General features: G+C 72.1%; 10 protein-coding genes. 8 read left to right on the top strand and 2 right to left on the bottom strand.

Annotation, left to right across the window (positions count from 1 at the left end):
* Positions 1-119: 119 nt before the first annotated feature.
* The 7 genes from LOK46_RS03435 to LOK46_RS03405 all read left to right on the top strand — a co-directional run bounded on the left by LOK46_RS03435 (position 120) and on the right by LOK46_RS03405 (position 9121).
* Positions 120-1856: an L-lactate permease gene (locus LOK46_RS03435; RefSeq protein WP_273562490.1), complete on the top strand. Its 1737-nt coding sequence runs from the start codon at positions 120-122 to the stop codon at positions 1854-1856.
* Positions 1857-2055: 199 nt separating this feature from the next.
* Entirely contained in the window at positions 2056-3393 is a 1338-nt protein-coding gene (gene miaB, locus LOK46_RS03430) for a tRNA (N6-isopentenyl adenosine(37)-C2)-methylthiotransferase MiaB (protein ID WP_273562489.1), read from the top strand.
* Between the two features lie 49 nt (positions 3394-3442).
* Positions 3443-4549, top strand: coding sequence for a PhoH family protein (locus LOK46_RS03425; RefSeq protein ID WP_443192859.1), 1107 nt, complete (start codon positions 3443-3445; stop codon positions 4547-4549).
* Between the two features lie 2 nt (positions 4550-4551).
* Positions 4552-5031, top strand: coding sequence for an rRNA maturation RNase YbeY (gene ybeY / locus LOK46_RS03420; protein ID WP_273564528.1), 480 nt, complete (start codon positions 4552-4554; stop codon positions 5029-5031).
* 36 nt (positions 5032-5067) lie between these two features.
* Positions 5068-6201, top strand: a complete 1134-nt coding sequence (locus LOK46_RS03415; protein WP_273562488.1) for a hemolysin family protein — start codon at positions 5068-5070, stop codon at positions 6199-6201.
* A 74-nt stretch (positions 6202-6275) separates the two neighbouring features.
* Positions 6276-7907, top strand: a complete 1632-nt coding sequence (gene lnt / locus LOK46_RS03410) for an apolipoprotein N-acyltransferase (RefSeq protein WP_273562487.1) — start codon at positions 6276-6278, stop codon at positions 7905-7907.
* Complete coding sequence (locus LOK46_RS03405) at positions 7904-9121, top strand: MFS transporter (protein ID WP_273562486.1); 1218 nt, start codon at positions 7904-7906, stop codon at positions 9119-9121. The genes lnt and LOK46_RS03405 overlap by 4 nt, the downstream gene beginning before the upstream one ends.
* On the opposite strand, the gene LOK46_RS03400 is transcribed toward LOK46_RS03405, so the two are convergent.
* Positions 9111-9587 carry a cupin domain-containing protein gene (locus LOK46_RS03400; protein WP_273562485.1) on the bottom strand — a complete coding sequence of 159 codons (477 nt, stop codon included), beginning with the start codon at positions 9585-9587 and terminating at the stop codon, positions 9111-9113. The two genes, LOK46_RS03405 and LOK46_RS03400, sit on opposite strands and share 11 nt — an antisense overlap.
* 83 nt (positions 9588-9670) lie before the next feature.
* Entirely contained in the window at positions 9671-11260 is a 1590-nt protein-coding gene (locus tag LOK46_RS03395; protein WP_273562484.1) for a catalase, read from the bottom strand.
* A gap of 136 nt (positions 11261-11396) precedes the next feature.
* Here LOK46_RS03395 and LOK46_RS03390 point away from each other — a divergent pair, with 136 nt between their 5' ends.
* Entirely contained in the window at positions 11397-12332 is a 936-nt protein-coding gene (locus LOK46_RS03390) for a LysR substrate-binding domain-containing protein (RefSeq protein WP_273562483.1), read from the top strand.
* Position 12333 lies beyond the last annotated feature (1 nt).

The following is a 12333-nucleotide window of genomic DNA, read 5'->3' as shown; positions in this document are numbered from 1 at the left end:
GCAAGAGTAATGTGTAGAGATCACCGCCAGAATACATGATGCAACGCATTGAGCGGTCGGAACGCCTCTGCTAGCTAGGCCGCAACCCGGAACAGACGGGACTTTTTGGAGGACGCCCGGTGCAAACCTGGAACCAGGTTTACGATCCGTTCGGGAGCCCGTGGCTCTCGACGCTCGCCGCTTCAGTGCCGGTCATCGCACTGCTCGCCATGATCGCCAGCGGGCGCGTGAAGGCCCATATCGCGGCCGTCATCGCCCTCGGCCTCGCCATGCTGGTGGCCATCGTCGGCTTCGGCATGCCGACCGATCTCGCCGCCCGCGCCGCCATCCTCGGGATGGTCACGGGCTTCTTCCCGATCGGCTGGATCATCCTCAACGTCATCTTCCTCTACCGGCTCACGGTGGAGAAGGGCTGGTTCGCCATCCTGCAGCAGTCGGTGGCCGGCATCACGGCCGACCGGCGGTTGCAGCTGCTCCTGGTCGCCTTCGCGTTCGGCGCCTTCTTCGAGGGCGCGGGCGGCTTCGGCACCCCGGTCGCCGTCACGGGCGCGATCCTGATCGGGCTGGGCTTCTCGCCGCTCGCCGCCTCCGGCCTGTCGCTGATCGCCAACACCGCGCCGGTGGCCTTCGGGGCGCTCGGCGCGCCGATCCAGGGCCTCGCCTCGGTCACCGGCTACCCGCCGGAGATCCTCGGCGCGATGATCGGCCGGCAGCTGCCGCTGTTCTCGCTGATCGTGCCGTTCTGGCTGATCTGGGTGTTCGCGGGTTTCCGCGGCATGATCCGGGTGTGGCCGCCGATCCTGGTCTGCGGCGCCTCCTTCGCGGTCGCGCAGTTCCTGATCTCGAACTACGTCAACCCGTGGATCGTCGATATCGGCGCCTCGCTGGCCTCGATGCTCGCCCTCGTGCTGTTCCTGAAGGTCTGGCAGCCCAAGGAGATCTGGTCGTCGCCGGCTCTGCGCGGCCACGATCCGTCGCTCGCCGTCGCCGGCCCGCGGCCCGTGGCGCTCGGCGCCGGCGTGCCCGGCACGCCGCCGGTCCATACCGGCGCCCGCACCGCCTCGCAGAGCGAGATCCTGATGGCCTGGGTGCCGTGGATCGTCCTCTCGATCATCGTCGCGGTCTGGGGAACCGGCTGGTTCAAGGGCATCGTCAACCCGCTCTTCACCTGGAAGTACGAGGTGCCGGGCCTGCACAACGTGATCATGAAGGTGCCGCCCGTGGTGGCCAAGCCGGTCCCCGAGGGCGCGGTCTTCCTGTTCACCTACATGTCGTACACCGGCACGGGCGTGCTGATCGCGGCGATCATCTCCGGCCTGATCATGCGGTTCTCGCCGCTGCGCCTCGTCACGGCCTACTTCGAGACGATCTGGGCCCTGCGCTACTCGCTGATCACCATCGCGGCGATGCTCGCGCTCGGCGTCCTCACCCGCTACGCGGGCGTCGACGCCACGCTCGGCCTCGCCTTCGCGGGCACCGGCATCCTCTACCCGTTCTTCGGGACGCTGCTCGGCTGGCTCGGCGTGGCGCTCACGGGATCGGACACGGCCTCGAACGTGCTGTTCGGCGGCCTGCAGCGGATCACCTCCGAGCAGCTCGGCCTCTCGGGCGTGCTGATGGCGGCGGCGAACTCGTCGGGCGGCGTGATGGGCAAGATGGTCGACGCCCAGTCGATCGTCGTCGCCTCCACGGCCACCGGCTATTTCGGTCAGGAAGGCAAGATCCTGCGCTTCGTGTTCTGGCACTCGATCGCGCTCGCCTGCCTCGTCGGCCTGTTCGTGATGCTGCAGGCCTACGTGCCGTTCTTCCAGCAGATGGTCATCGACCTGCCCGCGGCGGCGCCGGCGGCCCACTGAGGCGGCTCGGGGAGTCTCCTCCCCGGAAGCCGCCACGCGCCGAGCCATCCGCCGAGCCATGCACCGGCCGCCCACGGGCGGCCGGTCGCGTTTCGGGGGCGCCGCGACGGCCCGCGCGAAGCGTGCTACAGGCGACCCGCCGGCCCCGTCCCCGCGGGCCCGGCGCGGAGTTGGGCGGATTGGTTCGGGACGGCGCGCGTTGAAGAAGGCCTACGTCAAATCCTACGGTTGCCAGATGAACGCCTACGACGCGGCCCGCATGGCCGACGTCCTCGGCGCTGAGGGCTACGCGGCGACCGACACGGTCGAGGACGCGGACGTCGTGATCCTCAACACCTGCCACATCCGCGAGAAGGCCGCCGAGAAGGTCTATTCCGAGCTCGGCCGCCTGCGCGTGCTCAAGGGCGAGCGCAAGGCGCAGGGTCTCGACACGCGCATCGTGGTGGCCGGCTGCGTCGCCCAGGCCGAGGGCGCCGAGATCCAGGCGCGCCAGCCCGCCGTCGACGTGGTGGTCGGTCCGCAGAGCTATCACCGCCTGCCGGATCTGCTGGCCCGCTCCCGCGAGCGCCGCGTCGTCGACACCGAATTCCCGGTCGAGGACAAGTTCGACCACCTGCCCCGCCGCCGGACCCTCGGGGCGTCGGCCTTCCTGACCGTGCAGGAGGGCTGCGACAAGTTCTGCGCCTTCTGCGTGGTGCCCTACACGCGCGGCGCCGAGGTCTCGCGCTCCGTGGTGGCGGTGCTCGCCGAGGCCGAGAAGCTCGCCGACGGGGGCGTCCGCGAGATCACGCTCATCGGGCAGAACGTCAACGCCTATCACGGCGACGGCCCCGACGGCGCGCCCGCGGGTCTCGCCGAGCTGGTGCGCGCGGTGGCGGCGATCCCCGGCATCGCGCGGATCCGCTACACGACGAGCCACCCCAACGATTTCGACGACGCCCTGATCCGGGCGCACGCCGAGGTGCCGGCCCTGATGCCCTACCTGCACCTGCCGGTGCAGGCGGGCTCCGACCGGATCCTCGCCGCGATGAACCGCAAGCACACCGGCGACCAGTACCGCCGGCTGATCGACCGGGTCCGCGCCGCGCGGCCCGACATCGCCCTGTCGTCCGACTTCATCGTCGGCTTCCCGGGCGAGACCGACGCGGATTTCGCCGAGACCCTGCGGCTCGTGCGCGACGTCGGGTTCGAGAGCGCCTTCTCGTTCAAGTACAGCACGCGCCCCGGTACGCCGGCCGCCGACCGCACCGATCAGGTGCCGGAGGCCGTGATGGCGGCCCGGCTCGCCGAGCTGCAGGCGCTCCTCGACAGCCAGCGCTACGCCTATCAGCGCGCGGCCGCCGGCCGGGTCTTCGACGTGCTGGTCGAGAAGCCCGGGCGGCATCCCGGTCAGGTCGCGGGCAAGACGCCGCACCTGCTGGCCGTCCAGTTCGACGCCCCGCCACACCATATCGGGCAGGTCGTGCCGGTGCGGATCACCGCGGCGGGGTCCAACAGCCTGTTCGGGGAACTCGTCTCCGAGGCTGCGGCGGCGTGAGGAGCGGAGCGTTCCGGATGGTGGCGAGGATGGCGGCGAGGATGGCGGCTTGAGCGCGTCGGACGGTGCGGGCGCGCGCGGCGCGCTCCGGGGTCGCGGACCGGCGGCGCGGCCGACCGGATCGGACGAGGCGGTCGAGGTGCCGCTGACCTTCGACGACAACCGCCTCGCGAGCCTCGTCTTCGGCCAGTACGACCAGAACGTCGCCCATATCGAGCGCCGGCTGGAAGTCACCGCCACGGCGCTCGGGAACCACCTCGTCATCAAGGGGCCGGCCGACGCCGCCGAGACGGCGCGGCGGGTCTTCCAGAAGCTGTACGCCCGGGTCCGGACCGGCGGCAGCACGCTGACCCTCGGCGACGTGGACGGCGCCATCCGCGAGGCCACCGCGCAGGCGACCCTGTTCCCCGCCGAGGCGATCGCCGCCGAGGCCGACAGGCCGCATTTCGAGCAGATCGCCACCCGCAAGCGTGGGGCCGTGCGGGCGCGCAACCCGGCGCAGGACGAATACATCAAGCTCCTGCGCACCAACGAGCTGGTCTTCGCCGAGGGCCCGGCCGGGACCGGCAAGACCTGGCTCGCGGTCGGCCACGCCGTGTCGCTCCTGGAGCAGGGCCATGCCGAGCGGCTGATCCTGTCGCGTCCCGCCGTCGAGGCGGGGGAGCGCCTCGGCTTCCTGCCGGGCGACATGCGCGAGAAGGTCGATCCCTACCTGCGCCCGATCTACGACGCCCTCTACGATTTCATGGAGGCCCGCCACGTCGATCGCGGCCTCCAGACCGGCCAGATCGAGATCGCGCCGCTCGCCTTCATGCGCGGCCGGACCCTCACCAACGCGGTGGTGCTCCTCGACGAGGCGCAGAACACGACCTCCATGCAGATGAAGATGTTCCTCACCCGCCTGGGCGAGAACTCGCGCATGATCATCACCGGCGATCCCAGCCAGATCGACCTGCCGCCGGGTCAGAAATCCGGACTCGTGGAAGCGGTCCGCGTGCTGGAGGACGTCGAGGGAATCGGGCACGTGCGGTTCAAGGACGTCGACGTGGTCCGCCACGACCTCGTCCGCCGGATCGTCACCGCCTACGAGCGCGCCGCCCACGGCAACGAGGAGGCCGACCGCAACCCGAATCCCCGCCGCCGGCCGCTGGCGTGACCGTGCCGCACGAGATCGACCTCGCCGTCGAGGACGCGCGCTGGGAGACGGCGGTTCCGGACCTCGAAGCCCTCGTCACCCGCGCCGTCGAGGCCGGACTCGCCGTCGCCCTCGAGAGGCCGGACGGCCCCGTCGAGGTCAGCGTCCTGCTGACGGACGATGCCGCCGTCCAGGAACTCAACCGGACCTGGCGCGGAAAGGACAAGCCCACCAACGTCCTGTCCTTCCCAGCCGCCCCGCAGCCGCGGCATCCCGGGACCGCCGCGCCCCTCGGCGACGTGGTCCTTGCGTACGAGACCCTGGTGCGCGAGAGTGCGGAGCAGTCGAAGCCGCTCCAGAATCACCTCGCCCACCTCCTCGTCCATGGCACCTTGCATTGTCTCGGTCAGGACCACGAGATCGGCGAGACCGAGGCCGATGCCATGGAAGCCCTCGAGGTCGCGGCACTCGCGACCCTCGGCATCCCGGATCCCTATGCCTGAGCGCGCGACGTCCGAGCGACCCCAGACCCGAGAGACATGAGCAACGATCGAAGTCGCGGCGCGGCCCTGGCCGCGCCCAGTTCCAACGAGGGCGAATCCCAGCACCGGGATCCCTGGTACGACCGCCTGCTCCAGGCGCTCCATCTCAAGCCGCGCGATTCGCTGCGCGAGGGCCTTGAGGAGGCGCTGGCGGAGCCGGATGCCGGCGAGAGCGGCCTCACCCCGCTCGAGCGCGTCATGCTCAAGAACGTTCTCGGCCTGCACAAGGTGCGCGTCGACGACGTGATGGTCCCCCGGGCCGACATCGTCGCCGTCTCGAACGACACGAGCCTCGGCGACCTGCTCAAGCTGTTCCGCACGGCCGGCCATTCCCGGCTGCCGGTCTACGGCGAGACCCTCGACGATCCCCGCGGCATGGTCCACATCCGCGACCTCGTCGACCACATCGCCGCCAAGGCCGAGCCGGCCCGGCGCAGCGCGCCCGCCGTCGTGAAGCCCGTCGAGGTCGCGGTCGGCGGCGCCGCGGACGCGCCGGCCGCGGCGCGCCCGCGCCGGCCCGCGGCCCGCCTGCCGCGCGGGCTGGACCTCGGCAAGGTCGACCTGACGACGACGCTGGCGGCCGCGCGCATCCAGCGGCCGGTCCTGTTCGTGCCGCCGTCCATGCCGGCGATCGATCTGCTGGTGCGGATGCAGGCCACCCGCACCCACATGGCGCTGGTCATCGACGAGTATGGCGGCACCGACGGGCTGATCTCCATCGAGGATCTGATCGAGGTCGTGGTCGGCGACATCGAGGACGAGCACGACGTCGCCGAGGACAAGTACGTCCAGCGCGTCGACGGCGAGGGCGAAGTCTTCGTGGCCGACGCGCGCACGCCGTTGGCCGAGGTCTCGGAGGTGACGGGCGTCGACCTCGTCGCGGCCGTCGGCGAGATGGCCGAGGAGATCGACACGCTGGGCGGCATGATCGTGACCCTGGCGGGCCGCGTTCCCTCGCGCGGCGAGCTGATCGCCGGTCCGGGCGACCTCGAGTTCGAGGTTCTCGACGCCGATCCGCGGCGCCTGAAGCGCCTGCGGTTCCACAAGGGCGCGGCGCGGATCGGCACCGTCGTGCCGCTCGCTCTGCCGCCGCCCGCGAACGCTCCGGTCTCCGAGACGCCGCACCCGTGACGAGTCTGGCGGACGGTTTCGCCCGGTCGCCCGCGGCGGCCGGCGCACCGATGCGCGGGCCGATGCCGGGTCCCATGTCCGATCCGGAGCGGGCGCGCGTGCCCGGCACGGTGCTGGCGATCGCGCGCCTGACCGGCTGGCGCCGGCTCGGGCTGGCGTGGCTGGCGGGCGCCCTCGGCGCGGTGGCCATGCCGCCCTACGGCCTCCTGCCGGCCCTCGCGGTCTCCCTGACGGTCGCGGTCTGGCTGCAGGACGGGGCCGCCGCCGAACGGACCACCCTCCGGCGATTCGGGCCCTGCTTCCTGGTCGGCTGGGCCTGGGGCTTCGGCTATCTCACCGCCGGACTCTGGTGGCTGGGCCAGGCCTTCCTGGTGGAGGCCGACGAGTTCCTCTGGGCCCTGCCGCTGGGCGTGATCGGCCTACCGCTCGTCCTCGGCCTGTTCTACGGCGCCGGTTTCGGCGCCGCGGGCCTGCTGTGGAGCCGCGGCGCGGCGCGCCTCGCCGCCCTCGCCTTCGGGCTCGGCGCGGCCGACTGGCTGCGCGGCCACCTGTTCACGGGATTTCCCTGGAACACCCTCGGGATGGCGCTGGCCCAGAACCTCTGGCTGATGCAGTGGGCCGCGGTGATCGGGCTCTACGGCCTGTGCATCCTGGCCGCGCTGGTCTGCGCGGCGCCCGCGACGCTCGCCACCGGCGCGAGCCCGCGCGCCCGGTTCGGACCGAGCGCCGCCGCCGCGATCGTGCTCGCCGGCATGGCCCTCTACGGGGCCGAGCGTCTCGGGCCGCCCGACCCGGCGGTGGCCGGCGTGCGGCTGCGGCTCGTCCAGCCCAACCTGCCCCAGGACGCCAAGTTCAGGCCCGAGAACCGGGCCGACATCGTCGACCGCTACATCGAGCTGAGCCAGCGCCCGACGGAGGCCGGCGCGCCGGAGCCGACCCACATCGTCTGGCCGGAATCCGCCTTCCCGTTCCTGATCCAGCGCGATCCCGACGCGCTGGCCAAGGTGGCGGCCGGCCTGAAGCCCGGGCAGCACCTGATCACCGGGGCGGCCCGCGCCGAGGAGCCGCTGCCGGGCGAGCGCCTGCGCTTCTACAACGCCGTCATGGTGATCGGCCCGGACGGCCGGATCTCCGACAGCTACGACAAGGTTCACCTCGTCCCGTTCGGGGAATACCTGCCGGCCCCCCTCGACGCCGCCCTGCGGGCCGTGGGGTTGCGCCAGTTCGTGGCGATCCCCGGCGGGTTCTCGGCCGGGACGCTCGCCGGCCAGCGGATCCTGACGGTCCCGGGCCTGCCGCCGGTCGCGGCGACCATCTGCTACGAGGCGATCTTCCCGGGCGCGATCCTGCCCGCGGGCCACGCCGCCCCGGCGCCGCGGCCGCCGGGGATGATCCTGAACGTCACCAACGACGCGTGGTTCGGCGACACGCCGGGGCCGCGCCAGCACCTGGCCCAGGCGCGCCTGCGCGCCGTCGAGGAGGGGCTGCCCCTCGTGCGCGACGCCAATACCGGGATCTCCGCGGTGATCGACCCGCACGGCCGCATCGTCGCCCGCACCGCGCTCGACACCGAGACCTGGCTCGACGCGGACCTGCCCGCCCGCATCGTCGGCGGCACGCTCTACGGCCAGTTCGGCGACGCCGCCTTCGCGCTGATGCTCGCCGCCTGCCTCGGCGGGGCCGTGATCGCGCGGCGGCGGCCGTGAGCGCGGACCGGGCCACCGCGAACCGGTTCCTGCTCGGCCTCGCGCTGATGCTGGTCGCGTTCAACCTGCGGCCGGCGCTCAGCACCGTCGGGCCCCTGCTGGCGACGATCCGGGACGGCACCGGCCTCGGCGCCGGCGGCGCCGCCATCCTCACGACGCTGCCGGTCCTGTGCCTCGGCATCGCCTGCGCGCTGGCGGCGCCCTTGATCCGCCGGATCGGGCCCGACCTCGCCGTGCTCGCCGGCTCGACGATCCTCGTCGCCGGCCTGACGCTCCGCGGTCTCGGCGGGCTCGTGCCGCTCTTCGCCGGGTCGGCGCTGGCGGCCATCGGGATCGGGATCGACAATGTCCTGCTGCCGGCGCTGGTGAAGCGCGATTTCGCCGGCAACGGCGGCCTGATGACCGGCCTCTACACGATGACCCTGTGCCTCGGCGCGGCCGCGGGCGCCGGGGCCTCGGTACCGGTCGAGCACGCCCTCGGGGGCGGCTGGCCCTCCGCCCTGGCGATCTGGTCGCTGCCCGCGCTGGTGGCGGCCTTCGTGTGGATCCCGTTCGCCCGCCGGACCGCCTCGACCGCGGCGCCGTCCGCCGGGCGGCTGCTCCGCAACCCGCTGGCGTGGTGGGTGACGGGCTTCATGGGCCTGCAATCGTCGCTCGCCTACATCCTGTTCGGCTGGCTGCCGCTGCTGCTGCAGGGCCGCGGCCTGACACCGCTGAATGCCGGGCTCTACGCCTCGCTGGCGACGCTGGTGCAGGCGCCGGGCGCGCTGCTGGTCGCCATGCTGGCGGCCCGCGCCCGCGACCAGCGCGCCTGGATCGTCGTGATTCCCGGCCTCACCGCCGCGGCCTTCGTGGTCCTCGCCTTCGGTGCGGACTCCCTCCGGATCCCCGCCGCCTGCGCGCTGGGCTTCGGGATCGGCGGCTGCTTCGGGCTGGGCCTGACGTTGATCGTGCTGCGCGCGGCGGACGCGGCGAGCGCCGCCGGCCTCTCGGCCATGGCGCAGGGCATCGGCTACACCTGCGCCGCGCTCGGGCCGCTGATCTTCGGTCTCGCCCACGAGGCGACCGGCGGCTGGGGCGTGCCCGGGACCCTGTTCGTCGGCATCACCGTCGCGGCGATCCTGATCGGCCTGGCCGCCGGACGCGACCGGAAGGTCAGCGCGGCCGAGCCCGAGCCGCGGGATACGGCCGCTCAGCCGCTGCTCAGCCGCTGACCGCGCTCCAGCCGGCGAACCCGGCCAGCGGTTCCTGATCGTAGCGCGCCATCAGGTCGGCCATCGCGGCCGCGTCGCCGAGGCGTCCCTCCGCGGCCAGCCGCGCCAGACCCTCGAAGAAGCCCTCGCGGCCGAGAGCCGGCGCGAAGCTCAGCGTGAAGCGCACCGGCCGCTCGCCGCGGTTGGCGAAGGCGTGCGCGACGCCGGGCGGAATCAGCGCGAAGTCGCCCGGTCCGAGGTCGTGGTCCGCACCGTCGACGTGGAGGGCGAGCCGGCCCGCCTCGACCGAGAACGTCTCGGTCAACCGGGCGTGGCGGTGCAATCCGGCACCCGGCGTCCGCGGATCCATCGCGACCCGGTAGATGCCGAGGCCGTCGGCCGTCTCGTCGCTGCGCGCCAGGTAGGAGACCCGCATGCCGCCGATGACGGCGTTCGGGCCGGGCCCGCGCTGCACGACACTCGCCATCGCCGCCCCCGTCCGATCCCCAAACAAGAACCCCGCGCGGCCGGGTGACCGCGCGGGGCTGTGTCGATGAGCGCGCGCGAGGCTTACTCGGCGGCGACCCGGTGCGCCTGCGAGCCGTCGGTCAGGGTCTCGGACTGCAGGCGCTTGCCCGGCGCGGCGCGACCCGGCAGCGGCGGCAGGGCCTTGGCCTTCTCCAGATCGATCCCGGCGCCCTCGGCGACGCGGCGGCCGTAATCCTCGTCGGCGTGCCAGAAGTGCCAGACCATCCGCAGCTGGATCGGCTCCGGGCACTGCTTCATGTCGCCCACGAGGTTGGCGATCAGGTCGTCACGCTCCCAATCCTGGAACGAGCGGTACCGGACGCCGGCCTGGGTGTAGTCGTCCTCGGTGCGCGAGGTCTGGTAGCGGCCGAGACGGCCCTCCACCGGCTGGTGGTAGTCCTTGGCGGGCTTGGGCGCCTCGCGCAGGCCCTCGGCCAGGGTCGAGGGCTCGTAGTTGATGTGCTTGTTCGGGCCGGTGCCGTCGACACCGTAGGTCATCTGACCGTCGCGCTGGTTCGAGTAGACCTTCACGCCGGGCTGCGGCGCGTTGATCGGCAACTGGAGGTAGTTGGCGCCGACGCGGTAGCGCTGCGTGTCCGAGTAGGACAGCGTCCGCCCCTGCAGCATCTTGTCGTCCGAGAAGTCGATGCCGTCGACCAGCACGCCGGTGCCGAAGGCGGACTGCTCGACCTCGGCGAAGAAGTTGTCCGGCACGCGGTCCAGCACCATGCGGCCCACCGGCAGCAGCGGGAACTGGTCGACCGGCCACAGCTTCGTGTCGTCCAGCGGGTCGAACGACAGGTGGTCGTTCGGGCCGTCCGGCATGATCTGGACGCAGAATTCCCACTCGGGGAAATTGCCGGCCTTGATGTTGTCGTAGAGGTCGCGGGTCGCGTGGCCGACGTCCTTGGCCTGGATCTCGGAGGCCTGCTGGGAGGTCAGGTTGCGGACGCCCTGCTTCGGCTCCCAGTGGAACTTGCAGAGCACGGCCTCACCCTGGTCGTTGACCAGCTTGTAGGTGTTGACGCCCGAGCCTTCCATCTCGCGGTAATTGGCCGGGATGCCCCACGGCGACTTGAGGTGCGTCACCATGTGGATGGCTTCGGGGTGCTGGGCCACGAAGTCGAAGAAGCGCCACGCCTCCTGGCGGTTCGTCACCGGATCCGGCTTGAACGCGTGGATCATGTCGGGGAACTTGATCGCGTCGCGGATGAAGAAGACCTTGAGGTTGTTGCCCACGAGGTCCCAGTTGCCGTCGACGGTCTTGAACTTGACCGCGAAGCCGCGCGGGTCCCGCTCCGTCTCCGGGCTCTCCTTGGCGCCGGCGACCGTCGAGAAGCGCACGAACATCGGCGTCTTCACGCCGGTCTCGTTCAGCACGCGGGCGCGGGTGTACTTGGAGGCCGGCTCGTCGCCGATCTTGCCGTAGGCCTCGAACCAGCCGTGGGCGCCGGCGCCGCGGGCGTGGACGACGCGCTCCGGGATCCGCTCGCGGTCGAAGTGCGTGATCTTCTCGATGAACTGGTAGTTCTCGAGCGTGGCCGGGCCCCGCTCACCGACCGTGCGGGTGCTCTGGTTGTCGCGGACCGGATGGCCCTGGCGGGTGGTCAGGATCGGGCGTTGATCGCTCATGCGTACCGTCTCTCCGTTCTGCGAAGGCTCTCGGTCGACGAAGGAGTCAGCCTGGAACCGTTCTGGTGAAGGGTTATGACCGCGGCATGACCCCGAGGCAAATGCATCGTCACAAAGGTTCTGATAGACGCAGCCTATGAACCTGGCCGGTCTCTCGCTCCGCGATCTCGAATACGTCGTCGCCGTCGCCGACGAGGGGCATTTCGGCCGGGCCGCCGAGCGGTGCAACGTCAGCCAGCCGACGCTGAGCGTGCAGGTCCGCAAGCTGGAAACCGCGCTCGGCCTGACTTTGTTCGAGCGGTCGAACCGGCGGATCCTGCTCACCGAGGCGGGGCAGGCCATCGTCCGGCAGGCGCGGGTCGTCCTGGCGGAGGCGCAGCGGCTCCTGGCGCTCGCCAGCGAGGGCCGCGGCTCGCCGCTCACCGGACGGCTCGTGCTGGCGGCGATCCAGACGCTCGGCCCCTACTTCTTCCCGCTCGTGCTGCGGCCCCTGCGCGAACAGTACCCGCTGCTGATGCTCTCGCTGTCCGAATCGCGGACGGCCGATATCGTCGAGGGCCTGCGCGACGGCCGCATCGACGCGGCCCTGGTCTCGCTGCCGCTGCCGCTGCACGGGCTCGCGGTCTCGCCGCTGTTCGTCGAGCCGTTCTGGCTCGCCTGCCCGGCCGAGCACACCCTCGCCCGGGGCGGCGCGCTCTCCGCCAACGAGATCGCGGGGCCGGACCTGCTGCTCCTCGACGAGGGCAACTGCCTGCGCGACCAGACGATCGCCGCCTGCGGCGCCGGCTCCTCGGTCGGCCGCCACGCCACCAGCCTGGAGACGCTCCGCTCGATGGTGGCGGCGGGCGCCGGCTACACGCTGCTCCCGGCACTGGCGGTGCCGTCGAACCCCGATCCCAGCGGCCTGACGGTCACCCGCGCCTTCGACGTCGACGGCCCCGGGCGGACCATCGCGCTGGTCTGGCGGGCGAGCGATCCGCGGGCCGCCGGGCTCGCGAGCCTGGCCGCCTTCTTCCGGGCGCACGCGCCCGCGGGCACGGCCGCCTGCCGCGACGGCGAGGCCGTCGCCTGAG

It is taken from the genome of Methylobacterium sp. NMS14P (genome assembly GCF_028583545.1).
Classification (GTDB): Bacteria; Pseudomonadota; Alphaproteobacteria; order Rhizobiales; family Beijerinckiaceae; genus Methylobacterium.
Note: the sequence above shows the minus strand (reverse complement) of the source record. Positions and strands in the feature narration are given on the sequence as shown.